Origin of the sequence: Ruthenibacterium intestinale (assembly GCF_040096265.1) — a bacterium.
GTDB lineage: Bacteria > Bacillota > Clostridia > Oscillospirales > Ruminococcaceae > Ruthenibacterium > Ruthenibacterium komagatae.
Map to the genome: position 1 here is coordinate 13,113 of NZ_JBBMFA010000104.1, position 24,706 is coordinate 37,818.

The window sequence follows — 24,706 nt, forward strand, 5'->3', positions numbered from 1 at the left end:
GCTATGATAAAAAATCAGTTTCATGATAAAGGCGGACTCCCTATGCGTATCTTACTCGTGGAAGACAACAAGGCACTTTGTGAAGCCACTGCACTGGCCCTGCGCAACGAAGGCTGGTCAGTCGACACTGTTCATCGCGGCGATGAAGCCCGCTTCTATTTGGCGGAAGGCGGCTATGACGCGATTCTGCTGGACCGCATGCTGCCCGGCTGCGACGGAATACAGCTTGTGCGGGAAATGCGCCAGCAAAAAGATGATACACCGGTTCTTCTGGTGACGGCGCTGGACGACGTCCGGGCACGCGTCGACGGACTGGATGCCGGTGCGGACGACTATCTTTCCAAACCTTTCGACACACGCGAGCTCTGCGCCAGAGTCCGCGCATTGGGGCGCCGGCGCGGTGCGCTTGCGCAGGAACTCCGGTTTGCGGATCTGGTGTATTACCCCGCCGGGCTGATGCTGCACGGCGCACTTGGAAAGTGCACGCTTGCCCGCAAAGAGGGCGAACTTCTGGAAGCGCTGCTGCGCCAAAACGGACAGCCGATTTCCCGCCGTGCCCTGTTCGCACGCCTTTGGGGTGCCGATGCCGACGTGGAAGACGCCTGTCTGGACAGCTACGCCTACTACATCCGCCGGCGGCTGAAGGCCGTTACACAGCGCGTCCGGCTGGTGACGGTGCGCGGTGTGGGATACCGTCTGGAAGACGCAGGTGAACCGCAATGATCACGCAACTTCGGCGGCGCTTGACCGCCATTCTCACCGTCATGACCGGCATTGTGCTGACTGCCGGCCTGCTTGTCAGTTTCATTCTGGCCTGCCGCCAAATCGACAGCGCAGACCGCACCTATTTTTTCAGCCAATGCAACGCGCTGGTTCAACGTCTTACGACCGAATCCTCTCTTCCCGACCACTGGCTGGCACAGATGGAAGCGGATAACCAGCTTCTCATTTCCATCCGGGACAATGGCCGCCCAATCTTTTTCCCGGGAAGTTATTCCCCCGCCAGCAGCCGTGAGGAGCTGTTTGCTCTGGCACAGGACGCCTGCCACAACGTGGACGAAGACGGACTGTTCTCCCTGCAGGGATCGGCCGGCGATTCTTACCGGGGTTATTTTGTGCAGCTGTCCCTGCGCAACGGCCCCTGTGAAGTGATGCTTTTGCAATCCCTCGCGCCGAAAAATGCCCGCATCGCTCAAACCGCCCGAAACGATTTGCTTTTGCTGTCCCTTTGCCTGTTGGGGCTTTGGGGTTGCAGCCGTTTTGTTGCTTCCATCGCCGTTCGCCCTGTGCGCCAGGCCATGCAGCGGCAGGCCGAATTCGTCGCCGCCGCCGGACACGAACTGCGAAGCCCCGTCGCTGCAGTGGCAGCCAATCTTCAGGCTCTGGAGAGCTGTCCACCCGGCAGCGAACAGGCCCGCCGCTGTCAGCTGGCAGCCGGCGCCGAAAACGGAAGACTTGCCCGCCTTGTGGAAGACCTTCTGGTCCTGGCCAACGCGGATGCCATGCGCTACCGCTGGGACCCCAACGAACTGGATACCGATGCCCTGCTGATCGATACCTTCGAAGCATTTCGCACGCTTGCCCGGCAACGGGGCTTTCGTCTGAGTATGCAGCTTCCCGAACAGCCGCTGCCCCGTGTGCTGGGAGATCGTCAGCGGCTGTGTCAAATTCTCACCTGTCTGCTGGATAATGCCACATCCTACGCACCGCCTGGAACCGAACTTTTGCTCTCCGGAAAGGTGTGCAAAAGTGAAGTGCACCTTTCGGTCACAGACCACGGTCCCGGTGTTCCGGATACGGAAAAAGAAAAAATTTTTGAACGCTTTGCCCGGCTGGACCAGAGCCGCGCGCCCACCGGACACTTCGGGCTCGGTCTTTCTGTTGCGCACGAACTGGCCGTGCTTCACCATGGGCGCCTGCTCTGCAGCGACACACCGGGCGGCGGCGCTACTTTCACGCTGATTCTTCCTGCTTTGCCATAAAATCCACTCTTGTCCCCTGCCGGAGTTTATAGTACAATGTGAATGAGCGAAAAGTCCATATTGTGAAACGTTTGTCAATCCCTTGGCGGCGTTTTCAGGGAAAGGAGCGCCAGTCATGGCACAACATGTTTTGGACGAGGCCCAGCGCTGCCTCAATTGCAAGGTGCCCCAATGTCAAAAGGGATGCCCCATTCATACCGCCATTCCGGAAGTGATCCAGCTCTTATTGAGCGGACATCTGGACGAGGCCGGCTGGAAACTGTTTGAAAACAATCCCCTCACCACCGTGTGCAGTCTGGTATGCAACCACGAAAAGCAGTGCGAAGGGCATTGTGTTCTGGGCAAAAAGGGAGCCCCCGTTCATTTTTCAACCATCGAAAATTATATTTCCAGCACTTATTCCAGCAAAATGGTGAAAGGGCCTGCGCCGTCCAACGGTATTCGGGTAGCCATCATCGGCTCCGGCCCTGCCGGGTTGACCATTGCCGTGATTCTGGCTCGAAAGGGATATCAGGTCACCATCTTTGAAAGCAAGGACAAAATCGGCGGAGTCCTGCGCTATGGCATTCCCGAGTTTCGTCTGCCCAAAAGCGTTCTGGATGATTTTGAATACCGCCATCTCCGCTTGAAGGGCATCAAGGTGCGTCCCAATACCGTCATCGGCGGGGCCATCGGCATCGACGACTTGTTCCGCGACGGATACAAAGCCATTTTTATCGGCACCGGTGTCTGGCAGCCGAATACGCTCCATATCAAGGGGGAGACGCTCGGCCATGTCCATTTCGGAATCAACTATCTGAACAACCCGGACAGCTATCACCTGGGCGAGCGGGTCATTGTGATCGGCGCAGGAAACGCAGCCATGGATGTGGCACGCACCGCCATGCGCAAAGGTGTGCGCTTTTTGCAGTGCTTTTCCCGCGACGAAGGCGTAGCTGCTTCCAAGCACGAATTTGAATACGCCGTTTTGGAAGGCGTTGAATTCGTTTACAACAAAGCACCTGTGGAAATTCGGGACGAGGGTGTCATTTTTGCCGATGTGGTAAAAAAGGAAGATGGTACCCGGGAAATCGTGCCCGGTTCCGAGCAGCTTTATCCGGCTGACAGTGTGATTATCTCCATCAGCCAGGGTCCTTTGAACCGTATCGTGAACAGCACCAAAGGCATTGACACCAACGCCCGGGGCCTGATCGAAGCAGATGAAAGCGGTCATACCACCCGTCCCGGCATTTTTGCATCCGGCGATGTGGTCAACGGTGCGCGCACAGTGGTGGAGGCTGTGGCTCACTCCAAACAGGTAGCACAGGCAATGGATGAATATATGCAGTCACTGCCCAAAGACGACTGATTTTTATGCATTTAAAAAGAGCGGAGACCTTTCGGTCCCCGCTCTTTTTAAATGCAATTGCTTACTGGCGCTCTGCCAAATACAGCGATAATTCATTCGTCAGTTCCGCCACAGCGTCTTCCACAGACAGGGTTCCGGCGCAAAGATCTTTGGCGTATTCCAGAATGTACTGCTTTACCGTTGTATTGATCCGAACCGGTGTTTTCAAACCGGCCAGCAATTCTCCAAAATCGCCCTGATACCGTTCCCAGCCATTGGCCTGCTGTGCACGGAAAAGGCTGGCATCCAGCGCGGCCTGATTTACCGGCATTCCCTCATCTTCATAGAGAGTGGACTGAATTTTCTCGCTCAAAAGCGTGCGCACATATTCCAGTGCCGGTTGCTGCTGCGCGCTGCCCGCATTTACCGCCACCATGCAGCTGGGAATGAACGCCCCTTCGCACAGGCCGGGCTGCAGCACCACATTAAATTCACTCTGCTCAAAAGTGCCGCTGAGGATGCCGCCGATGTATCGTCCGCCGTTGGACGGGATGACAAGAGGCGTGCTCATCAGCGTTCGACCAAACCGTGCCCGGTCCGAATTGGTATATTCCTGCAGCTCGTCGGATGCGATGACCACATCTTCCCCGCTGCCGCCTGCCGTGCTGTTTTCCGTGGGATTTTCCGAATATTCGTCCATCCCGTAATACCCTCCTATGTCTGCGATCAGATCCAGCACCTGATACAAAGCATCCCCATCGATTCCCTCGTCGGTCAAAATCGCATTCATGCTGGTCTGGAGTGCAAAGTCCACTAACTTTTCCAAATCCAGGAACGAAAAAGCATACGCATGGGCATCGTCCAGCGGTGTGTAATAGCTTTCATCCTCAACGGTGACATCCGGACGCGGTGCCCACTGGTGGACCCCGCTTCGAAGTGCGTCCAGACTGGTCAGCTTCTCCACGGAACCCGCATCCCCAAAGAGGACCGGGACCTGGAACCGCGCCGGGAATACACAGACTTCTCCATCCTGCAGAAAAGCCTGACCGACCGATGGCACAAGCGCCGTTTCATCAATTGCGCCGGAAAGGTTGGCAAAGGCCCCCTTCTGGATATAGGATGCATAATCGTCCACCCCGTCCAGAATCAGGACGTCCGGGCCGTTCCCGGCCAGCAGTTCCGTGTTCAGCTGGCGAAGCACGTCCTCCACACCCGCTGTATCTCCGTCTTCCAGCGCATACGTATATTGAACATTCAGAGAAGGATTCTCTGTTCCGAACTGGACAGCAGCCGCCCGCGCCGTATCGCTGTTATACAAACTCCAGACATTCAGGGTATTGTCCTCGCTGGGCGCCGGCAGCGAGTCGTCTTCATAGTACCGGTAGATCCGGCTTTGATAATTGCTGCCTTCCATATCGCTCATTGTCACTGCAAAAGACCCGTCGTCCAGCACCAGCAGCGTGTGAATGGTTCTTCCCGGAAGGGCCAGTGTAAAGGCCCCCGCTTCCAAAATCGTTTCCAGTTTGCTTCCGCCCTGCGCCAGCCGGTGCACGCCGCGCACATCGGCGAAATAGCTGGTGCCGTCTGCACGGACCGCCAGTGCCGCATTTCCCGTGATATCGGACAGATTTTCATGCAGCATGGTCAGCGCACCGCTTTCATCCGCGGACTGAAGCTGGTAGGTCTGTCTTTCTCCGTCAAAATTCATGACATAAAGCGTTCCGCCAGCTTCGGCCGAAATCAAAAACTGCGGATATTCCGTCGACTCGCCGTTCACTTTTTGTCCGGTTGTCAAATCGAAGACTCCGCTTTCGCTGGGCGATATCATCCTCGCCGCAGTCGCCTGTCCATTGACATCGGTTGCCTGGACGCTGTATCCTTCTCCTTCCATGGGAACCTCCAGCGTCAAAAAGGCTCGTTCTGCGCTCATCAAATCCACTCTCTGAATCGTGGCTTCTTCGGGGATATCAAAACAGAGCTGCCGTGATGTTCCATCCGCTGAAATCAGCCATTCGGTCTGCGTTCCGCCTTCCACGCCATAACTGGTGACTAACAGCGTGCCGTCCGACGCACGTGAGACGCCTGTAATGGTACCGCTGATCTGTTCTTGCCAGGAAAGCTGTTCTTCCTGCCAGGTCTGCCCGTTGTCCTGAGACACAAAGCAGCGCACCTGCCATTCCTGCACAGCATTGGGGTCTGTTCCGTACCAATACAGTGTTCCGTCTGCATCAGCTGCAAACCCCAACTGGTACAGCCCCTGTTCAGGCGTGATCTCTTGCTCTTCCCAACGGCCTGCCGCCTGCTGCACCTGCGATGTACTTTCTTCTGCCGCGCACCCCGACAGCGAAAACAGCAGGGCCGTGCTTAAAAGCAGACTGATCGTGCGTTTTAGCCCATTCATATCCATGCCTCATTTCCTGTGTGATGCAATCAAGAATAGCAATTCTTTCTTGAAAAAACCTGAAAATATTTCTCGGCTGTTTGAGGTTTCTTTCAGACAAGCGCGTTATAATAAGTAGAATAACAGATTTTTTCCGAGGTGCAATATGCGGATTTTGATGATCGAGGATGACCGGGAGCTCTGCCGCGCTGTCGGGGGCCAGCCTTTCAGCGGAAGGCGTGGAAGCAGATTTTTGTCACGATGGTGACGAGGCGTATGAATATCTTCTGCAGGACATTTACGATGTATGCTGCCTGGATCGGATGCTTCCTCACACAGACGGTCTGACCCTGCTGCGGAAAGCGCGTGCGGCAGGCGTTCAGACGCCGGTGTTGATGCTGACGGCGCTTTCCCGCATTGGGGACCGTGTAGACGGACTGGATGCAGGCGCTGACGATTATCTTGCCAAGCCCTTCGACATGCGGGAACTTTTGGCCCGCCTGCGTGCTTTGGCACGGCGCCCGGCGCCCTTTTCTTCCCATACGACTGTGCGGACCGGAACGCTCACGCTGGATCTGACTCAGCTGACTCTTCAAGGCCCCACCGGCATCGTAGGGCTTTCCCGAAAAGAATGCGATTTGCTGGAAACCCTGATGCGCCATCCCGGACAATTGATGGGGCGTTCGGTATTGTTGGGGCGCGTCTGGGGAATGGACGCTCCGGTGGAAGAAGGGAGTCTGGACAGCTACATTCATTTCGTCCGGCGTCGTCTGAAAACCGTCGGCGCAAAAGAAACGGTTTCTACCGTTCGGGGTGCAGGCTATCGCTTGGAGGCATCCTCATGCTGAAATCACTTCGCCTGCGGCTGACTGTCATCTTTTCCTGTCTTTCCGGGCTGATTCTGCTTCTGTCGCTGGGAGCCACATACTGGATGTCCGCCCGGCAATACCTGGAAAGTCAGGAAACACTGTTTCTGCAAACCTTTTCCGCTGTACGGGAAGAACTGGGCAAATCGGACAGCATCTCCGACGCATGGCTCAAAAAGCAGGAGATCCCCGGTCACATCGCCATTTGGATCAGTGACAACAACGTCCCCTTCCACTTCAGTGGAATTTGGGACACACAGACCCCGCGGAACGAATTGGCTTCCCGTGCCCAGAGAGAAGCCGCTGCACGCGGTCTTTCCGGAATGATGGATGGCACCAAAACAGGCTTCACCATTCAAGGCCAGCAGGAAGAACGCTATCACTGCGCCGTGGCCTATTTGGGATGCCCTCAGCCGCTTTGTCTGGTCATGCTGCAGGCCGATGCGCCGCAGCGCATGCACCTGATGAAAACCGGTGCAGTTTATTGCCTGATTGCGCTGTTGGGAGTGGCCTGTCTGGCCGGCATCAGCTGGTTTCTCGCCGGAATGGCACTGAAGCCCACAGTGGAGGCACTTCGCCGCCAGACAGAATTTATTGCAGCTGCCAGCCATGAACTGCGCAGCCCGCTGACGGTCATCAAGGCCAGTCTTTCCGCTGCCCGCCGGGCGGACCGTACTGAAAGCGAATCCTTTTTGGATACGGCGCAGCAGGAAGCCGGCCGCATGGTCCGTCTCATTGACGACCTTCTGACGCTGGCGGGAAGCGATGCCGGTGCGTGGCATATTTGCCGTTCCGATGTGGAGCTGGACACTTTCTGTATCGATTTGTACGAGCGGTTCCATACGGTATGCCATGAGCAGGGCCATGTGCTGACACTGGAATTGCCCGACGAGCCTCTGCCGCATCTTTCGTTGGACCGGGAACGCCTGACCCAGCTGTTTGGTATTTTGCTTTCCAACGCCTGCTCTTATACACCGAAGGGAACCCCCATCGAGATTTGCGCTCGCAGTGAACCGCACTTTGTGGAGCTGTCGGTCATCGATCACGGTCCCGGCATTTCGGACCCGGAAAAAGAAGCTATTTTCCGTCGTTTTTACCGCGGTGATGCAAGCCGGACGGAAAAACAGCATTTCGGTTTAGGCCTTTCTGTAGCGGCCGAACTGGCCGCCCTTCATGCAGCCAGGCTCACGGTACGGGATACACCGGGCGGTGGCGCCAGTTTTGTACTGCGGCTTTCCCGCTGAATCCGGCCCTTTTCCTTTCCGTGCAAACGCGCTATAATGGAAGAAAATTGGCCGCAAGGCCTTCGAAAAAAGGAAGTGTCGAACATGGTTTCACGGGAGAGCGCTGTAGCGCTGGTCCAAAAATACAATCAGGAGCCTTTTCACCTGCAGCACGCCTATACGGTAGAGGCGGTTATGCGGTGGTTTGCAAACGATTTGGGATATGGCGCTGACGCAGATTTCTGGGCTCTGGCAGGTTTGCTGCACGATGTAGACTTTGAACAGTACCCCGATGAGCACTGCCAGAAAGCACCTGAACTTCTGGCGGAGATCAACGCGGACGAAGCGCTGATCCATGCGGTATGCAGCCACGGATATGGTCTTTGCAGCGATGTGGTGCCCACCCACGAGATGGAAAAAGTTTTGTTTGCCTGCGACGAACTGACCGGTCTCATCGGCGCGGCTGCAAAAATGCGTCCGTCCAAAAGCGTTCAGGACATGGAATTGTCCAGTTTGAAGAAGAAGTTCAAAGACAAAAAATTTGCGGCAGGTTGCTCGCGCGACGTCATCCGCCAGGGCGCGGAGATGCTCGGCTGGGAGCTGGACCAGCTGCTGGACAAAACCCTGTGCGCCATGCGCGCCAGTGAGGCAGATGTAGCTGCTGAAATGTCCGCCTCTTAAAAAGCCAAAAAGCCGTGTCGGCGCGTGTGCGCCGGCACGGCTTTTTTCAGTTCTGCTCCGGGAAAATCACTTGAATGGAAGTTCCTTTACCCGCTTCACTTTCCAGCTCAATTTTCGCATTGTGAAGAATCGCAATATGTTTCACAATGGCCAGGCCCAGTCCGGTTCCGCCTGTGGCCTTGCTTCGGCTTTTATCCACCCGATAAAACCGTTCGAACACGCGCTGCTGGTGCTCGGGCGCAATGCCGATTCCATTGTCCTTCACACACAGTTCGGCGGCACCGGCAACATTGCGCACCGTCACCTCCACCTTGCCGCCCGGACGGTTGTAGCGAATGGCATTGTCGCACAGGTTTTGGCAAAGCTCCATCAAGAGACCCCGGCTGCCTTCCACCATTACGGGCTCCGTCTGAGCAGAAAGGACCAGATACGCTTTGCGGGCAGCCGGCTGCAGATCCTGCACGCACTCATTGACCACCGCCGCCAGGTCCACCGGTTCCATGGTCAACTTGCCTGCGCCTTCCTCGCTGGCGTCATCCAGCTCCGACAGCTGAATGATATCTCCCACCAGCGCCATCAGGCGGCCGGCCTCTTTGCGGATGCGTGCGGCAAAACCCGCGATATCCTCCGGTTTGGCCATCCCCGTTTCGATCAGTTCCGCATATCCCGAAATACTGGTCAGGGGTGTTTTCAGTTCATGGCTGACGTTTGCCGTAAAATCGCGGCGGATCTTTTCACCGTTCTGCCGGTTTTTCTGGTCCAGTGCGATGGCTTTCGCAAAAGGTTCCAACTCTTTATAGGGAACATTTTTTTCCACGTCGTCCAAATTGTTTGCCATGGTCACAATAGGACGCACCAGCTGCCTGGTGAGGAAAAACGCCAGCAGAACAGAAAGCAGCAAAATCAGCACACAACTGACCAGTACAGCGGGGACCGCATCATCGTAGATGGAAAAGAAATTTTTCGCTTCCGTAGCCACCCGAAGAACATTTCCGTTGGACAGCCGAATTGCATAATAATAAGTGTCGTACCCCAGTGTCTCCGACATTCGCTGATCGGACCCTTCGCCGCTTTCCAGTGCCTGGCGAACTTCTGTGCGGTCCAGATGATTTTCCATCGGGGCGGAACTCTGATTTTCAAACAGCACGGTTCCGTCAGGCGCAATCAGAGTGATTCTCAGTTCCCCGCCGCCGAAAGAGCCCAGATCTTCGGAATCTTCCATCCTTTCGCAGGCCAGCGCAATATCCTTTGCCGTCAGTTGCAAATCGCGCACCACCTGCTTTTCAAATACGCTGTGGAACATCACCATGCATAAAAGGGTCGTCAGCGCCATCGCCACAAGACCTACCGCAACCAGACGGACGGCGATTTTTTCCGACATACTCTTTTTCATGACTCTCCGGCCTCTTCTCTCTCGCTCAGGCAATAGCCCACTTTACGCACGGTGCGCACCAGGCTTCCCGCGTCGCCCAATTTCTGGCGAAGTGTACGCACGTGCATATCCAGCGTACGGCTCTCGCCGAAAAACTCGGTGTCCCAAACTTCTTTCATAATGGTCTCACGGGGCAGGACCTTTTCTGCATGCCGCAGCAGCAGACGCAGCAAAGAATACTCTTTATATGTAAGCGAAATCCCCTTGCCGCTCACCTGCACCGTGTGCGTTCCTTCATCCAGGCTGATGGGGCCGTACTGCAGCCGCTCTTCCTGCTTTTTCTCCGCGCGGCGCAGTACCGCTTTGACGCGGCTGATGAATTCCATCACGCCGAACGGTTTGGAAATGTAGTCATCTGCACCGCAATCCAGTCCCGTCACCACATCAATTTCGCTGGCCTTGGCCGTCACCATAATGACCGGCACGCTTTTTGCCGGACCGCTTGCGCGAAGCCGGCGCAGAACGGAAAAGCCGTCCTCACCCGGCAGCATGACGTCCAAAACAATCAGCTGCGGCACTTGCTTGTGACATTCTTCCAGGCAGCTTTCGCCGTTCTCAAAGCCTTTTACGGTGTAACCGCTGTTCTGCAGTGCATATTCTTCCAGGCCACGAATGCTGGCATCGTCTTCCACAATGTAAATCATTTTATTTCCTCCGATTCCGTCATAGGCGGGAACACATAGCGATCACGATATTTTTGAATTCGCTTTTTGAAATCTTCACTTTCCTCTGCCTTCATTTTACCCAAATATTCATGCGTGTCAAAGCTGTCATGCGCCACTTCGATCAACGCCACGGCAATGTTGCTGCAGTGATCCGCCACACGCTCGTAGTTATTGAGCAAGTCCGAAAGGATGAAGCCAAGCTCCATGGTGCACTCGCCGTTCTGCAGTCTGGCGATGTGACGCGCCTTCATCTCGCGCACAAGCTCATCCACCACCTGCTCCAGGGGTTCAATCTTTTCCGCATCCTCCAGGTTTTCATGAATAAACGCTTCCACTGTGCGCTGCACGATCTCCTGAATGGCAGCTTCCAGCACATCCAGTTCGGCCACAGCGCTCTCGGAAAACTGAAGTCCTTTTTCATGGATCTCAATCGCCGTTTTCCGCAGGTTCATTGCATGGTCTCCGATCCGCTCAAAATCGCCGATGGTGTGCAGCAAAACCGAACTTGCATGGCTGTCCGCAATGGTCAGGCTCCGGCTGGACAATTTTACAAGATAGGTTCCCAGAACATCCTCATACCGGTCGATCTCTTCTTCCCCGGCACTGATGCGGTCCGACAGGTTCTTATCCCAGTAATGCGTCAGCGACATGGCCTGAAGAAGTCCGGTACGTGCTGCATCTGCCATCCGGTCGGTCAAAGCGCGGGCACGCTCCACCGCAACAGCGGGTGTGGCCAAAAGGCGCTCGTCCAGAAGCTGAACCGTCTCCGGTTTCTTCCCGTCCGGGATGGTGAGCACGGCCAGTTTTTCCAGCTGACGGTTAAAGGGAAGCAGCACCGCTGTGGCGGTGATGTTGAACACCGAATGCACCACCGCGATGCCGGCGGCCGTCACCGTTTGGTCCACAAAGGAAAAATGAATCAACCCGTTCAGGCCGTAAAAGGCCACCAGGAAAATCGTAACACCGATCACATTAAAATAAAGATGCACCATTGCTGCGCGCTTGGCGTTTTTGTTGGCGCCAATGGACGAGATCAGCGCTGTTACGCAGGTGCCGATGTTCTGGCCCATAATGATGGGAATCGCGCTGCCGAAAGTAATGCTTCCGGTAATAGCCAACGCCTGCAGAATGCCAACGCTGGCACTGGACGACTGGATGATCGCCGTGAGAAGCGCGCCCGCCAGCACACCCAAAAGCGGATTTTGAAACATCGTGAACAGCGCGGTAAACTGCGGCACATCTGCCAGCGGCTTCACCGCCGAGGACATGGTTTCCATCCCGCTCATCAGAATGGCAAATCCCAGTAAAATCGTGCCGATGCCCTTCTTTTTCTCGCTCTTTACAAACATGTAAAGGACAATGCCCACAAAGGCCAGGAATGGCGCGAAACTGCTGGGCTTCATCAGCTTCACCCAGAAGCTGTCACCCTGAAGCCCGGACAGGCTCAAGATCCAGCTGGTCACCGTAGTGCCCACGTTGGAACCCATGATGATCCCCACCGTCTGGTGCAGCTGCATCAGGCCGCTGTTGACAAAGCCGACCACCATGACCGTAGTGGCACTGGAGGACTGAATGATCGCCGTGACTACCAGGCCAAGAAAAAATCCCTTCAGCGGGTTATCCGTAAGTTTGCTCAAAATCGCCTGCAGGCGGTTGCCGGCCTGCTTTTCCAGCGCCTTGCCCATGACGTCCATGCCAAACAGAAACATGGCCAGGCCGCCCATCAGAGCCAAAACGTTGAAAAGATCCATAACAGCTTTCTCTCTCTTTCCGCAAATACAATAAATTCGTCTTTTATATTACCTTCATTATTGTAAAAGACCACATGTAAAATTCACGACCGTCTTTTTGTAAAATCCATGTAAAGTTTACAAGAATTTTTCATTTTACATTTCTCTTTACGCATTTTTTGCAAAATTCTGACTCAATCATGGTAGTTGCAAACTCAAAAGAACGGTATGCTAAATACGTTCCGAGAGGAAAATGAGGACCCGGCGGGTGCCGGGCAATAAAAGGAGAATGAAAGATGAAACGCACTTCCAAAGTATTAGCAGTTTTGACGATTGGCGCCATGTTGCTGGCCGGCTGTGGCCAGAGCACCAGCTCTTCTGCGGCGAATACCTCTTCCGCTGAGCAGAGCACGGCCGCTTCTTCCACCGCCGCAGAACTTTCCGGCAAAGTTGCCACGGGTGGTTCCACCAGTATGGAGGCTGTGATCGGCGCTTTCCAGGAAGCTTTTGCAGAGAAATATCCTGACGTAGACGTCACTTACGATCCCACCGGAAGCGGCGCCGGCATCACCGGTGCACAGGAAGGTTCTTTGGATATCGGTCTTTCCAGCCGCGCTTTGAAAGAGGATGAAACCGGCGTGACCGGAACCACCATTGCGCTGGATGGCATCGCCATCATCGTGAACAGCGAAAATCCGGTTGCCGACCTGACGCTTGAGCAGTTGGCCGGGATCGCCAAAGGCGAAATCACCAACTGGAGCGAAGTTGGCGGCGACGACGCCGAGATCGTCTTCGTCGGCCGTGAGGCTGGCAGCGGCACCCGCGATGGCTTTGAAAGCATTGTCGGCGTGGAAGACGAATGTGTCTACTCTGAAGAGCTGACCGCCACCGGCGCTGTGATTGCGAAAGTTCAGTCCAACGCCAACGCCATCGGTTACGCTTCCCTGTCCGCTCTGGATGACACTGTGAAGGCTGTCACCGTGGAAGGTGTTGCTCCCAGCGAGGAAACCGTTCAGGATGGTACTTATAAGATTCAGCGTCCCTTCGTGTTCGTTACCAACGATTCCGCCGAGTTGAGCGAGACTGCCCAGGCATTCTTCGACTTCGCGCAGAGCGACGAAGCTGACGAACTGATCCGCGCGGCCGGCGCTGTTCCCCTCGCCTAATCTTCAACGAAGAAACCCGAAACCCGGTCGGCAATGCTGGCCGGGTCTTTTTTAGGAGGACGCTTCATGCGAATCAAAAAATGGATTGAAGCTGTGATGAACGCGATCTTTTTCGTCTGCGGCATGGTCGCCATTTTATCGGTCGTACTCATCACAGTGTATATGTTTGTTTCGGGCATCCCCGCCATCGTGGAAATCGGCCCCATCAACTTCCTGTTCGGAACGGTTTGGAAAAGCACCGCCAAGGAGCCCAGCTTCGGCATCCTTCCGTTCATTCTCACCAGTGTGTGGGGCACGCTGGGCGCGGCGATCATCGGTGTTCCTGTGGGAATCCTGACCGCGGTATTCCTGTCCAAAATCGCACCGCGCAAACTGGCCGCTCCGGTCAGCGCAGCGGTGGAACTGCTGGCAGGCATTCCCAGCGTTGTATACGGCCTTGTGGGCATGCTGGTCCTGGTTCCGGCCGTGGCCAAAGCATTTGACCTGGCCAACGGCGCCAGCCTTCTGGCGGCCATTCTGGTTCTGAGCATCATGATTCTTCCCAGCATCATTTCCGTCAGCGTCACGGCGCTGAACGCTGTTCCCCAGGAATACGAAGAAGCCAGTCTTGCGCTGGGGGCAACTCCCACGGAGACTTACTTTAAAGTCAGCATGCCCGCCGCCAAAAGCGGTATTGCCGCCGGTGTGGTTCTGGGCATCGGGCGCGCCATCGGCGAGGCCATGGCCGTTATGATGGTAGCCGGCAATGTGGCCAATATGCCGGGTCTGTTCAAGAGCGTTACATTCCTGACCACTGCCGTGGCCAAAGAGATGAGTTATGCTTCCGGACTGCAGCGCCAGGCGCTGTTCAGCATTGCGCTGGTTTTGTTCCTGTTCATCATGCTCATCAACGGTGTTCTGAACAGTGTACTGAAGCGGGGTGGCGACGATGAGAAATAAATCGAGAATTGTATGGGATGCGGTTCGCAAAGTGCTGGTGTATGCCGCCGCCGGCCTGACGATGCTTCTGCTGATCGGCATCATCGGGTATGTGCTTTACAAGGGTCTTCCCCAGTTGAGCTGGCAGCTGATTACCAGCGTTCCCAGCGTTACCAAAAAGATCGACGGTATTCTTCCCTATATTTTAAATACGGTATACGTCATTGTTCTCTCTCTGCTGATTGTGCTTCCCTTGGGTGTGGGTGCTGCCGTTTATCTGACGGAATACGCACAGAATCGAAAACTGATCCGCACCATTGAATTCACCACAGAGACCCTGGCCGGTATTCCCTCTATTATTTACGGTCTGGTGGGCATGCTGGTTTTTTGCCAGAAGCTCGGGTTTCAAAGCAGTCTGCTGGCAGGAAGCTGCACTTTGGTCATCATGACACTCCCCACCATCATCCGCACCACACAGGAAAGCCTGAAGACCGTTCCGGAAAGCTACCGTGAGGGCGCGCTTGGGCTGGGCGCCACCAAATGGCACATGGTCCGCACCATCGTCCTGCCATCCAGCGTGGACGGCATCGTCACCGGCTGTATTCTTGCCGTCGGCCGCATCGTGGGCGAAAGCGCGGCGCTTCTGTTCACAGCCGGTTTTGGAAAAATCGTGGCAGACAACATCATTGCCGCCTACAGCCGCAGCGGCGCCACCCTTTCCGTGGCCCTGTACATGCTGGCTTTTGAGGAAGGCAACTTCGACGTAGCCTGGGCCATTGCTGCTTTGCTTCTGTGCCTTGTGCTCGTCATCAACCTGGCGGCTCGCGCTGTGCGGGCAAAAGCGGCCAAAAAACACTGAGGAGGACCGGTTTATGGAACAGACACCCATCATTCAAACCAAAAATCTGACACTGCACTACGGTGATTTTGAAGCCCTGAAGGGCATTGACATGGATATTATGGCCCGCCAGGTCACGGCGTTTATCGGGCCGTCCGGCTGCGGAAAAAGCACCTTTTTGAAAACGCTGAACCGCATGCAGGACCTGGTGCCCAGCGTTCGCATCAATGGCGAGGTCACCTTTCGCGGACAGGATATTTTTGCCAAAGACGTGGATGTAACCTGGCTGCGCAAAAAAATTGGTATGGTCTTTCAAAAGGCCAATCCCTTCCCTATGAGCATTTATGACAACATCGCCTACGGACCCCGCCTGCACGGTCATCCCAGCAGAGCACAGCTGGACGAGATCGTAGAAAAGGCGCTGCGCGGCGCGGCGTTGTGGGACGAAGTAAAAGACCGCCTGAAAAAGAGCGCGCTGGGGCTTTCCGGCGGACAGCAGCAGCGTCTTTGCATTGCCCGTGCGCTGGCTGTGGAACCGGAAGTGCTTTTGATGGATGAACCCACCAGTGCTCTGGACCCTGCCAGCACCATGAAGATTGAAGAGCTGATGACACAGCTGAAGCAGGAATACACCGTGGTCATCGTAACGCACAACATGCAGCAGGCGGCCCGCATCAGCGACAAATGCGCATTTTTCCTGGTGGGAGAACTGGTAGAAATGGATGACACCCAGCGCATCTTCGCACATCCCGCCGACAAGCGCACCGAAGATTACATCAGCGGCCGTTTTGGTTGATCAGGAGGATTGAACATCATGCAGACACGTACAGAATATCTTTCCCAGCTTTCGCAGCTGGATCACATGGTCAAAGACATGGGCGATCTGGTTTCGTCTTCCCTCTCCCAGGCGCTGCAGGCCCTCTGGAACAGTGATAAAACCCTTGCCGGCAACATTGCTTCCCAGGATGACGCCATCGACAACAAGGAACGCGATATCGAGCACCTTTGCATGACGCTGCTGCTCCGCCAGCAGCCGGTTGCTTCGGACCTTCGTCAGGTGAGTTCCGTGATGAAACTGGTGTCCGATTTGGAGCGTATCGGCGACCACAGCGCGGACATTGCAGAGATCGTGGAACACCTTGACGCCGGCAGCTATACACCTGCCGGTCTTCGGAAGATGGCTGAAACCGTGCAGAATATGGTTCAGGAGGCCGTTTCTGCTTTCGTAGCGCACGACACGGCGAAGGCGGCAGCTGTGATTGCACGGGATGACGAAGCCGACGCCGATTTTGTTGCCATCCGGCAGGACATTGCAGCCCATATCGTAAAGCATCCGGCAGATACGGATGCCGCACTGGACTCGTTTATGATTACAAAATATCTGGAACGCATTGGCGACCATGCGGTCAATGTGGCGGAATGGGTTTCTTTCTGCCACGACGGGGAATACAAAAACGGCCCTCTGCTGTAAAACGCAAACAAAAAAGCAGCGTGTATTGAAAAATACACGCTGCTTTTTTATGCGTACTCCCGAAGCAGATCCCGGACAAATCGGCCCAGCTCCGTCTGATCGATTTGATTTTCAAACCGCAGGCTCTGTGCAAACCCGTCTTCAAAATGGCTGCTCAGCTGCCCGAAAACAGAAATATGGCCCTTTCCGTCCCCGACAAACGCAAGGAACTCGTCCTCCTTGTACGCTTCGCAAAGCCGGACTTCCCCTTTTAGTGCCTGATACAGCCGCATCAGCTGCCCGACAAACTCCTTCAGCTGCCGAAAATCCAAATCCCAGCAGGCCGCACCACCGAAGCGGCCGCTGGCCACGGAAATCTGCAGTGTGGCATTCACGGGATACTGCTCATCCTCTTCGAAAAACTTCGCCTGCAGTTCCAATTTGAACCCGTCTGTTTCCAACGTATGCTTCATCTGCTCTGGCCTTTCTGCCGCTGTTTACGGATACATTTGATGCAGGTAATGTTCTACCTGCGCACGTGTCGGAAGAGACTCAATGGCGCCCTTTTTCTGAACGCAAAGCCATCCTGCAATATTGCCGGCGCGAAGCGCCTCCCACAAAAGCGTCTCCGTCAGCTGTGCAGTCGCGGTAACTTCCGCGCGGGACAGCGCCGCCAGGAATGCCCCCCAGAAGGCGTCACCCGCACCGGTTGCATCCACACATGCTGCCTGAAGGCCGGACAATTCCAGCTGCCTGCCGTTCCAATAGCAACGAACCCCCTGCGCTCCCAGTGTTTCCACTACCACGCTGATTTCATACTGTTCCATCACCGATGGAATTTGCGCCTCGCCGCCAAGCATTCCTGCTTCCTCTTCCGAAATTTTCAAAAAGTCCACAAAGGGAAGGATTTCCCGCACTGCCCTGGCCGCTACCTGCTCGTCATTATCCCACATCACGTTTCGGTAGTTCACGTCGAAACTGATCAGTTTTCCGTCGGCATGTCCCTGGCTCAGCGCGTACACGGTGGCGTCCCGTGCGCTGCCTTTGGACAGCGAACAGGAACCCGCATGAATCAACTGTGCCTGCTCAAATGCATCGCACTGGACCTGTTCCCGGGTCAACAGCATGTCAGCGCCGGGTTTGCGCGCAAACGTAAACGAGCGGTCTCCCTGTTCATCCAGCGTCACAAACGCCATAGTTGTAACGGCCTCATCCGTCAAGCGCACGACCGGCGTGACATTATTTTCCCGCAGTGTCTCCAGCAGGAAGCGACCAAAATCATCGTTTCCCAGCATCCCGCAGAAAGACGTATCGCAGCCTTGCCGTGCCAGTGCAATTGCTGCATTGGCAGGCGCGCCGCCCGCTTTGCGAACGTAAGTGCCCGCCTCGCTTCCGGGAAGAAAGTCGATCAACATTTCACCCACACTGAACACTTTCATATTTTGCGCTCCTCTCCCCTGTGGTCACAAACAGGCTTTGTAAATTTCCACTACATCCTGCCAGGTGAGTTTTACAAATCCGTCTTCCAGGGCTGTCTTGCGCACCTTTTTCGCCATTCGTTCAAAATTCTCATCGCCGATTCCCAGCTGCGTAAGGGTGGACGGCATCTTCATCTCCTCGAAGAAGAAAGCCTCTGTTCGTTCAATGGCCTGATTGGCAATGTCATACGGGGCCTGATCTGCTGAAATCCCCCACACATTCACGCCAAAATCCACAAATTTTGAAACAGTATCCTCATTGAGAACGTGCCGCATCCAACGCGGAGTCAAAATGGCCAGTCCCACGCCATGCGTGATGTCATAAAAAGCGCTGAGTTCGTGTTCGATGGGATGTACCGTCCATACATTTGCCTTCCCGTCTGACAAAAAGCCGTTAATGGCCCAGCTGGAAGCCCACATCAGATTGGCTCTGGCCTCATAATTCTCCGGTTCACGCAGAGCAATGGGGCCATAGTGAATGCAGGTTTTCAAAATGGACTCTGCAACACGGTCCTGAAAATACGTTCCAGGAGTGCGGTTAAAGTAAGTTTCCATGGTATGGCTCATAATGTCCGCTGTTCCTGCAGCGGTCTGCGATGCCGGGACCGTGAACGTATAGCTCGGGTCCAAGACCGACGCCTTGGGCCGCTGGTCCGCCACACCGCCGCCGATTTTTTCGTAGGTAGCCAGATTTGTGATGACGCCGCCGCAGTCCATCTCACTGCCTGTAGCAGACAGCGTCAGGACACTGAACACCGGCAATACCTGTTTGATTTTGGACTTGTCAATGCACAGATCCCAGGCATCCCCGTCATAATGCGCCGCAGCCGCTACATACTTGGCGCAGTCAATGCTGCTTCCGCCGCCCACTGCCAGCACCATTTGCAGCGAGTGCTCTTTACAGATGGCAGCGCCTGCACGCACGCTTTCCACTCTGGGATTGGGATCCACGCCAGGAAGCTCCTGCCAGGAGATCCCGTTCTGACGAAGCATTTCCACCACCTGATCGTACAAGCCGGTGCGCTTGATGCTTCCGCCGCCGTAGACCAGCAGAACGCTGTCGCCATACTTTTTCATCTCCGGCCCCAGCTTGGCCAGCTGCCCTTTTCCGAAAAAGATTTTTGTGGGAATGTGATAATCAAAATTCAGCACAGACAACTCCTTCTTTCTTTATTTATTCCACAGCAAACTGACTGTTGTACAAATTTGCATAAAAGCCGCCTTTTTCCAAAAGTGAAGCATGGGTTCCCTGCTCCACGATCCGCCCCGCGTTCATCACCAGAATCACATCGGCCGACTGAATGGTGGAAAGACGATGCGCCACCACAAAGCTTGTGCGTCCCTGTATCAGCTTTTCAAACGCCTGCTGAATCAGCATCTCTGTGCGGGTATCAATGCTGGATGTGGCCTCGTCCAGTATCAGCATCTCCGGCTGGCAGAGCATGATGCGTGCAATGCACAGCAGCTGCTTCTGACCGGCAGAAAGGTTGCCGCCGCCCGGTTCGATCATCGTGTCATATCCCTGTGGCAGGCGCTTGATAAATCCATGGGCATAAGCTGCTTTGGCTGCGGCGGTAATTTCTTCCAGCGTTGCATCCGGCTTTCCGTAGGCGATGTTTTCCCGGACCGTGGCGTTCTTCAGCCATGTCTCCTGAAGCACCATGCCATACATCCCCCGAAGTGCGTTCCGCTTCAGGGTGCGAATCTCGTTTCCGTCCACGTAAATCGCGCCCTCGCGCACATCGTAAAAGCGCATCAGCAGATTGATCAGCGTGGTTTTTCCGCAGCCGGTGGGGCCCACAATGGCAATTCTCTGGCCGGGCTTCACATCCAGATGGAAATTTTCGATCAGGGGAACTTTGGGCGTATAGGAAAACGCCACATTTTCCACACGCACAGCGCCTTCGCATTTCTTCGGCTCCAGCGCGTCCGGCGCGTCCGGCGTCTCCGGCTCGGCATCCAGCACCGCAAAAAGGCGCTCGGCACTGGCAAGCGCCGTCTGCATCTGCGTCAGAACACCCGTGACTTCATTGAAGGGCTTGGTGTACTGGTTTGCATACGTCAAGAAGCAGCTGAGCTGCCCTACGCTGATGGAACCGCTGATGGCCGAAAGGGCGCCGAACACCGCTACCGCCGCATAGACAATGGCATTGACAAAGCGCGTCCCCGGATTGGTGATTGAGGAATAGAACACACTTTTCAAACCGGTTTCATACAATTCATCGCTGATTTTGTCAAACTCTTCAAAACAGCGCTGTTCATAGCCAAACGACCGCACAATGCTCTGGCCAGCCACCATCTCATTGATATAGCCGGACAGTTTTCCCTGTGCCGCACTCTGCGCCCGGAAAAAGCCATCGGTGCGCCGGGCCACAAAACCCGCGAACCAGATGGAAACCGGCGTGACCAGCACCACCACCAGCGCGATAAACGGGTTCAGAACCGCCATGACGCACAGCGTGCCCAAAATGGTGGCAACGCCGGGCAAAAGCTGGGTCAGGCCCTGCAAAAGTCCTTCCGCGACCAATTCCGCGTCGTTGACCATACGGCTGATGATGTCGCCGTGTGAGTGCCCGTCAATGTATTTCAGCGGGACCCGGTTCAACACGGCAAACGCATCGCGCCGCAAATCGTTGGCGGCCCAGGCCGATACATTGCGGGTGCACACGTTCAGCACCCACTGGAATGCAGCAGCCAGCAAAACCGTGACGGCCAGCAGCGCCAGATAGAACACAACGCCCTGATAATTCACATTGCCCGGTCCAAACACCTGGTCGATGGCCCGCCCGATCAGAACCGGACCCAAAAGGGTGAACAACACATACAGAAGTGCGCAGACAAAACCCGCAATCAGGTTCAAACGATACGGTGCTGTGTAGCCCAGCACACGTTTGATGGTATCCGTCTTCATTGCGCATCCTCCTCTCTGATCAGCTTCTGAGAACGGCAGATTTCCCGGTATACTTCACACTGGTCCAGAAGCTGCGCATGGGTGCCGAAGCCGCACATGCGGCCATCATCCAGCACCAGGATGCAGTCTGCGTTTTTGATGGTGGATGCGCGCTGGCTGATCATGACCACTGTCATGCCGCGAGTATTCTGGCGAAGTGCTTTGCGCAGCGCCGCATCGGTGGCGTAATCCAGTGCGGAGGCCGAGTCGTCCAGCACCAGGATCTCCGGCTGTTTGGCCAGCGCACGCGCAATGGTCAGGCGCTGCTTCTGGCCGCCGGACAAGTTCTTGCCGCCTTCCTCAATCACGGTATCCAGCCCGTCCGGTTTGGAGCGCACAAAGTCCGCCCCCTGCGCAGTTTCCAGCGCCTGCCACAGCGCTTCATCCGTTGCGTTTTCATTGCCCATCTTCAAATTGAAACGCACCGTACCGCTGAACAGCATCGCCGCCTGCGGAACAAGCCCCACCTTTCGGTGAAGATCTTCCAGCGTATATTCTCGCACATCCGTGCCATCGATTTTTACACTGCCGGACGTGACATCGTACTCCCGCGCCAAAAGCCGCGCCAATGTTGTTTTGCCGCATCCTGTTCCGCCGATCACACCCAGCGTCCAGCCTTTTTCAATGGAAAAGGAGATTTTTTCCAGCGCTTCGTCGCCGCCGCTGTGATACCGGAAAGACACTTCGGAAAACTCGATGGAAGGCGCTTTTTCTTTTGCGGCTGCGCTTTGGGGCACATCCTCCATACTGGTCTTCTGCTCCAGCACCTGCGCCACACGCCGCGCACTGGCCACGGCCCGCGTCAGAATCACAATGATATTGGCCAGAACGATCAGCGCCAGAAGCGTCTGCGTCATATAGTTGACCAGCGCAATGATCTGTCCCTGTTCCAAAACGCCGCTGTCTGTGAAGCGTGCGCCAAACCAGACAATGGCCACGATCGCCAGATTGACGATCACGGACGTGATGGGATTCAGTGCTGCTGAAATCTTGCCCACATAAACCGTCAGGCGGGCCAGTTCATCACCGGCAGCGTCAAAGGTCCGCACTTCGCTTTCCTGCCGGGAAAACGCGCGGATAACGCGCACACCTTCCAGGTTTTCGCCCGCCAGGCGGGAGATGCGGTCCTGCCCTTTCTGAATTCTGGTGTAATAGGGTACGCTCCGGCTCATGATCACATACAGCACCGCCACGATCAGCGGCGTGGAGATCAGAAAAATCAGGCCGATTTTCCAGTCGATCAGCAGAGCCATCACAATGGAACCCACCGTCAGAAACGGTGCGCGCACCGCCAGACGGATGAACATATTCACCCCTGTCTGTACCTGATTTACATCGCTGGTCAGCCGTGTGATCAGAGAATCGGTTCCGATGGCGCCGTACTCCTTTTGGGAAAGGCTGAACACATGGCGGAACAGTTTCTGGCGCAAGCTCCGTCCGAATCCCTGGGCACATACTGCGGCAAAATACTGGCAGATCATGGCGCATCCAAGGCCAATGGCTCCCAGCAGCAGCATGAACAGGCCGTGCGTCACCACGTAGCTTCGATCCCCGTTTCGAATTCCCACATCGATGATATCCGCCATCAAAAGAGGTACCATCAGCTCCAAAATTGCCTCTGTCAATTTGAACAGAGGGCCGAGCACAAACTGTTTTCGATAACCGTTGAAACAACTGTACAATTCTTTCAAAATCTTCCCCCCATTTTTAACCAGTTTCTATTTTATCACACCCCTTTTTCAGTGACAATTCCTCTGAAGAAAAACCGTTGTTTCGCACGTTACATAGAAGAACGGAGGGAATGTTTCCATGTACAAAATTTTGATTGTAGAGGATGACGCGGCGATTCTGGGCGTTTTGCAGCGGACACTGGAAAGGTACGGCTATGAGCCCATTGCCGTGCAAAATTTTCAGGATGTGCTGGCTGAGTTCTCCAGCTGTTCGCCACATCTGGTTCTGATGGATATCGGACTTCCTTTTTACGACGGATACCACTGGTGCGCCGAGATTCGAAAAATCAGCCACACACCGGTTTTGTTTCTCTCATCCGCCAGCGATAACATGAATCTTGTGATGGCGCTGTCTCTGGGTGCGGACGATTTTCTCGCCAAACCGTTTGATCTGGGAGTATTGACCGCCAAGATCGAAGCGCTTTTGCGGCGCACCTACACCTTCAGCGGCTCCATGGATGTCATCCGGTGCCGGGATGCGGTTCTGGACCTGAAAGGCGCCTGCCTGCATTACAAAGATCAAAAGCTGGAACTTACCAAAAACGAATTTCGAATTCTTCATCTGCTTTTTGAAAATCGGGGACGTACTGTCTGCCGCGAGGATATGATGCAGGCACTTTGGCAAAGCGACTGTTTTATCGACGACAACACGCTGACGGTCAATATGACCCGGCTGCGCAAACGCCTGGACAGCATCGGACTTTCCGGCCTGATCCGCACGCAGAAAGGCCTTGGCTACATTGTGGAGGAGCAGCCATGAAGAATCTTTCTTTTCCGCGGCTGGTGCTCGCTTATTTTTGCAGCATCTGGCGCACCGTTCTCAGTGTGTTCCTGGCACTGGCCGGTCTGTTTGTGCTGACCGTTTTTTATCATGCGCCGATGGAACTCCCTGTTTATACCACGCTTTTAACCGGTGCGATCGGCGGACTTCTGTTTGCCTCGGGATTTTCGCGCTTTGCCCAGCGCCACGCGCAGCTTCGCCTGCTTGCGAACCAGTGCGACACCAAGTTGTCGGCCCTGCCTTCCCCATCGTCTTTGCTGGACGAAGACTGGGAGACGATTGTCAGTGCTCTGGAGCGCAACCGGCTGGCCGCTGAGCAGCGGGATTTTCTTCGGCGACAGGACGCTTCGGAATATTACACGCTCTGGGTACATCAAATCAAAACGCCTTTGGCCGCGCTGCGCCTTCTGGTGCAGGAAAACCCGGACGTGCAAAGCCGGAATGAAATGCTGCAGGAGCTTTTCAAAACCGGGCAGTATGTGGACATGGTACTGGGCTATCTGCGTCTGGAAAGCATGCACAGCGATCTTTCGCCCCAGACGCTACGCCTTCAGGACGTAGTCAACGAAAGCGTTCGGCGCGTTTCCACGCTGTTCATCCACAAAAAAGGCGTTCGGTTGCTGGTGGAAGAAAGCGATCTCCGTGTGACCACCGACTCCAAATGGCTCAGTTTTGTTCTGGAACAGATTCTGACCAACGCAGCCAAATACACGCCGCAGGGTTCTGTACGCATCTATACGCAAAACAACACTTTGATTGTGGAAGACACCGGCATCGGAATTCGCGCTGAAGAACTGCCCCGTATTTTCGAGCGCGGATTCACGGGCTTCAACGGACGCCGCAATTCTCATTCCACCGGACTCGGCCTTTATTTGTGCCGTCAAATCTGCCAAAATCTGGGGCATGAAATTTCCATTACCTCCGAGCTTGGACAGGGGACGAAAGTGTGCCTTTCTTTTGCACGTCCACGCCTTTTGATGGACTAACATTACAAAAATGTAAGATGCATCGCCCATTTTGTAAGCCAATGTTATGGCAGAGAGGGCCCTGTGTATTTTATCATAAATATACCGGAGAAAAATTTCCGGAAAACATCCCTCAAGGAGGCT

General features: G+C 55.1%; 22 protein-coding genes. 13 read left to right on the forward strand and 9 right to left on the reverse strand.

Going from position 1 to position 24,706, the window contains the following annotated elements; genetic code table 11:
• Positions 1-42: 42 nt before the first annotated feature.
• From WMO24_RS12445 to WMO24_RS12455, 3 genes are all read left to right on the forward strand, one after another.
• A complete protein-coding gene (locus WMO24_RS12445; RefSeq protein ID WP_349216738.1) occupies positions 43-723 on the forward strand; it encodes a response regulator transcription factor in 681 nt (226 codons plus the stop codon).
• Complete coding sequence (locus tag WMO24_RS12450) at positions 720-1,982, forward strand: sensor histidine kinase (RefSeq protein ID WP_349216739.1); 1,263 nt, start codon at positions 720-722, stop codon at positions 1,980-1,982. The genes WMO24_RS12445 and WMO24_RS12450 overlap by 4 nt, the downstream gene beginning before the upstream one ends.
• A 115-nt stretch (positions 1,983-2,097) precedes the next feature.
• The gene (locus WMO24_RS12455; protein WP_349216740.1) at positions 2,098-3,330 is read left to right on the forward strand and encodes an NAD(P)-dependent oxidoreductase; all 1,233 of its coding nucleotides are present in this window, start codon (positions 2,098-2,100) and stop codon (positions 3,328-3,330) included.
• A 61-nt stretch (positions 3,331-3,391) separates the two neighbouring features.
• On the opposite strand, the gene WMO24_RS12460 is transcribed toward WMO24_RS12455, so the two are convergent.
• The gene (locus WMO24_RS12460; RefSeq protein ID WP_349216741.1) at positions 3,392-5,710 is read right to left on the reverse strand and encodes a hypothetical protein; all 2,319 of its coding nucleotides are present in this window, start codon (positions 5,708-5,710) and stop codon (positions 3,392-3,394) included.
• A gap of 167 nt (positions 5,711-5,877) precedes the next feature.
• Between WMO24_RS12460 and WMO24_RS12465 the strand changes: the two genes are divergently transcribed.
• The 3 genes from WMO24_RS12465 (at position 5,878) to WMO24_RS12475 (ending at position 8,459) form a co-directional block, all read left to right on the forward strand.
• The gene (locus WMO24_RS12465) at positions 5,878-6,537 is read left to right on the forward strand and encodes a response regulator transcription factor (RefSeq protein WP_349216742.1); all 660 of its coding nucleotides are present in this window, start codon (positions 5,878-5,880) and stop codon (positions 6,535-6,537) included.
• Complete coding sequence (locus WMO24_RS12470) at positions 6,531-7,799, forward strand: sensor histidine kinase (protein ID WP_349216743.1); 1,269 nt, start codon at positions 6,531-6,533, stop codon at positions 7,797-7,799. The genes WMO24_RS12465 and WMO24_RS12470 overlap by 7 nt, the downstream gene beginning before the upstream one ends.
• Before the next feature lie 84 nt (positions 7,800-7,883).
• Positions 7,884-8,459: an HD domain-containing protein gene (locus WMO24_RS12475; protein WP_353963953.1), complete on the forward strand. Its 576-nt coding sequence runs from the start codon at positions 7,884-7,886 to the stop codon at positions 8,457-8,459.
• Positions 8,460-8,505: 46 nt separating this feature from the next.
• On the opposite strand, the gene WMO24_RS12480 is transcribed toward WMO24_RS12475, so the two are convergent.
• The 3 genes from WMO24_RS12480 to WMO24_RS12490 are packed head-to-tail and all read right to left on the reverse strand — an operon-like array spanning position 8,506 to position 12,307.
• Positions 8,506-9,852, reverse strand: a complete 1,347-nt coding sequence (locus tag WMO24_RS12480) for a sensor histidine kinase (protein ID WP_349216745.1) — start codon at positions 9,850-9,852, stop codon at positions 8,506-8,508.
• Positions 9,849-10,535, reverse strand: coding sequence for a response regulator transcription factor (locus tag WMO24_RS12485; protein WP_349216746.1), 687 nt, complete (start codon positions 10,533-10,535; stop codon positions 9,849-9,851). Before WMO24_RS12485 ends, WMO24_RS12480 begins: the two co-directional genes overlap by 4 nt.
• Entirely contained in the window at positions 10,532-12,307 is a 1,776-nt protein-coding gene (locus WMO24_RS12490) for a Na/Pi cotransporter family protein (protein WP_349216747.1), read from the reverse strand. Before WMO24_RS12490 ends, WMO24_RS12485 begins: the two co-directional genes overlap by 4 nt.
• A 275-nt stretch (positions 12,308-12,582) precedes the next feature.
• Between WMO24_RS12490 and WMO24_RS12495 the strand changes: the two genes are divergently transcribed.
• The 5 genes from WMO24_RS12495 (at position 12,583) to phoU (ending at position 16,679) form a co-directional block, all read left to right on the forward strand.
• Entirely contained in the window at positions 12,583-13,452 is an 870-nt protein-coding gene (locus WMO24_RS12495; RefSeq protein ID WP_349216748.1) for a phosphate ABC transporter substrate-binding protein, read from the forward strand.
• A gap of 66 nt (positions 13,453-13,518) precedes the next feature.
• On the forward strand, positions 13,519-14,391 hold the full coding sequence (pstC, locus tag WMO24_RS12500; protein ID WP_349216749.1) for a phosphate ABC transporter permease subunit PstC: 873 nt from the start codon (positions 13,519-13,521) through the stop codon (positions 14,389-14,391).
• A complete protein-coding gene (gene pstA, locus WMO24_RS12505; RefSeq protein WP_349216750.1) occupies positions 14,381-15,229 on the forward strand; it encodes a phosphate ABC transporter permease PstA in 849 nt (282 codons plus the stop codon). Before pstC ends, pstA begins: the two co-directional genes overlap by 11 nt.
• A gap of 13 nt (positions 15,230-15,242) precedes the next feature.
• A complete protein-coding gene (gene pstB, locus WMO24_RS12510; protein ID WP_349216751.1) occupies positions 15,243-16,004 on the forward strand; it encodes a phosphate ABC transporter ATP-binding protein PstB in 762 nt (253 codons plus the stop codon).
• Positions 16,005-16,022: 18 nt separating this feature from the next.
• Entirely contained in the window at positions 16,023-16,679 is a 657-nt protein-coding gene (gene phoU / locus WMO24_RS12515; protein ID WP_349216752.1) for a phosphate signaling complex protein PhoU, read from the forward strand.
• A 47-nt stretch (positions 16,680-16,726) separates the two neighbouring features.
• Here the strand turns inward: phoU and WMO24_RS12520 are convergent, their stop codons facing one another.
• Genes WMO24_RS12520 through WMO24_RS12540 form a run of 5 tightly spaced genes read right to left on the reverse strand, consistent with a single transcriptional unit; the run spans position 16,727 to position 22,777 of the window.
• A complete protein-coding gene (locus WMO24_RS12520; protein ID WP_349216753.1) occupies positions 16,727-17,131 on the reverse strand; it encodes a WapI family immunity protein in 405 nt (134 codons plus the stop codon).
• Positions 17,132-17,155: 24 nt separating this feature from the next.
• Positions 17,156-18,097, reverse strand: a complete 942-nt coding sequence (locus tag WMO24_RS12525) for a carbohydrate kinase family protein (protein WP_349216754.1) — start codon at positions 18,095-18,097, stop codon at positions 17,156-17,158.
• Positions 18,098-18,121: 24 nt separating this feature from the next.
• On the reverse strand, positions 18,122-19,288 hold the full coding sequence (locus WMO24_RS12530) for an iron-containing alcohol dehydrogenase (protein ID WP_349216755.1): 1,167 nt from the start codon (positions 19,286-19,288) through the stop codon (positions 18,122-18,124).
• Positions 19,289-19,310: 22 nt separating this feature from the next.
• A complete protein-coding gene (locus WMO24_RS12535; RefSeq protein WP_349216756.1) occupies positions 19,311-21,047 on the reverse strand; it encodes an ABC transporter ATP-binding protein in 1,737 nt (578 codons plus the stop codon).
• A complete protein-coding gene (locus tag WMO24_RS12540) occupies positions 21,044-22,777 on the reverse strand; it encodes an ABC transporter ATP-binding protein (RefSeq protein WP_349216757.1) in 1,734 nt (577 codons plus the stop codon). The genes WMO24_RS12535 and WMO24_RS12540 overlap by 4 nt, the downstream gene beginning before the upstream one ends.
• A 118-nt stretch (positions 22,778-22,895) precedes the next feature.
• Here WMO24_RS12540 and WMO24_RS12545 point away from each other — a divergent pair, with 118 nt between their 5' ends.
• A complete protein-coding gene (locus WMO24_RS12545; RefSeq protein WP_349216758.1) occupies positions 22,896-23,576 on the forward strand; it encodes a response regulator transcription factor in 681 nt (226 codons plus the stop codon).
• Positions 23,573-24,583, forward strand: coding sequence for a sensor histidine kinase (locus tag WMO24_RS12550; protein WP_349216759.1), 1,011 nt, complete (start codon positions 23,573-23,575; stop codon positions 24,581-24,583). The genes WMO24_RS12545 and WMO24_RS12550 overlap by 4 nt, the downstream gene beginning before the upstream one ends.
• Positions 24,584-24,706: the final 123 nt, after the last annotated feature.

What these genes read in the sequence shown, in the direction of transcription:
- WMO24_RS12445 (WP_349216738.1), top strand. Translation starts at nt 43, where the DNA reads ATGCGTATCTTACTCGTGGAAGACAACAAGGCACTTTGTGAAGCCACT.
- WMO24_RS12450 (WP_349216739.1), top strand. Translation starts at nt 720, where the DNA reads ATGATCACGCAACTTCGGCGGCGCTTGACCGCCATTCTCACCGTCATG.
- WMO24_RS12455 (WP_349216740.1), top strand. Translation starts at nt 2,098, where the DNA reads ATGGCACAACATGTTTTGGACGAGGCCCAGCGCTGCCTCAATTGCAAG.
- WMO24_RS12460 (WP_349216741.1), bottom strand. Translation starts at nt 5,710, where the DNA reads ATGAATGGGCTAAAACGCACGATCAGTCTGCTTTTAAGCACGGCCCTG.
- WMO24_RS12465 (WP_349216742.1), top strand. Translation starts at nt 5,878, where the DNA reads ATGACCGGGAGCTCTGCCGCGCTGTCGGGGGCCAGCCTTTCAGCGGAA.
- WMO24_RS12470 (WP_349216743.1), top strand. Translation starts at nt 6,531, where the DNA reads ATGCTGAAATCACTTCGCCTGCGGCTGACTGTCATCTTTTCCTGTCTT.
- WMO24_RS12475 (WP_353963953.1), top strand. Translation starts at nt 7,884, where the DNA reads ATGGTTTCACGGGAGAGCGCTGTAGCGCTGGTCCAAAAATACAATCAG.
- WMO24_RS12480 (WP_349216745.1), bottom strand. Translation starts at nt 9,852, where the DNA reads ATGAAAAAGAGTATGTCGGAAAAAATCGCCGTCCGTCTGGTTGCGGTA.
- WMO24_RS12485 (WP_349216746.1), bottom strand. Translation starts at nt 10,535, where the DNA reads ATGATTTACATTGTGGAAGACGATGCCAGCATTCGTGGCCTGGAAGAA.
- WMO24_RS12490 (WP_349216747.1), bottom strand. Translation starts at nt 12,307, where the DNA reads ATGGATCTTTTCAACGTTTTGGCTCTGATGGGCGGCCTGGCCATGTTT.
- WMO24_RS12495 (WP_349216748.1), top strand. Translation starts at nt 12,583, where the DNA reads ATGAAACGCACTTCCAAAGTATTAGCAGTTTTGACGATTGGCGCCATG.
- pstC (WP_349216749.1), top strand. Translation starts at nt 13,519, where the DNA reads ATGCGAATCAAAAAATGGATTGAAGCTGTGATGAACGCGATCTTTTTC.
- pstA (WP_349216750.1), top strand. Translation starts at nt 14,381, where the DNA reads ATGAGAAATAAATCGAGAATTGTATGGGATGCGGTTCGCAAAGTGCTG.
- pstB (WP_349216751.1), top strand. Translation starts at nt 15,243, where the DNA reads ATGGAACAGACACCCATCATTCAAACCAAAAATCTGACACTGCACTAC.
- phoU (WP_349216752.1), top strand. Translation starts at nt 16,023, where the DNA reads ATGCAGACACGTACAGAATATCTTTCCCAGCTTTCGCAGCTGGATCAC.
- WMO24_RS12520 (WP_349216753.1), bottom strand. Translation starts at nt 17,131, where the DNA reads ATGAAGCATACGTTGGAAACAGACGGGTTCAAATTGGAACTGCAGGCG.
- WMO24_RS12525 (WP_349216754.1), bottom strand. Translation starts at nt 18,097, where the DNA reads ATGAAAGTGTTCAGTGTGGGTGAAATGTTGATCGACTTTCTTCCCGGA.
- WMO24_RS12535 (WP_349216756.1), bottom strand. Translation starts at nt 21,047, where the DNA reads ATGAAGACGGATACCATCAAACGTGTGCTGGGCTACACAGCACCGTAT.
- WMO24_RS12545 (WP_349216758.1), top strand. Translation starts at nt 22,896, where the DNA reads ATGTACAAAATTTTGATTGTAGAGGATGACGCGGCGATTCTGGGCGTT.
- WMO24_RS12550 (WP_349216759.1), top strand. Translation starts at nt 23,573, where the DNA reads ATGAAGAATCTTTCTTTTCCGCGGCTGGTGCTCGCTTATTTTTGCAGC.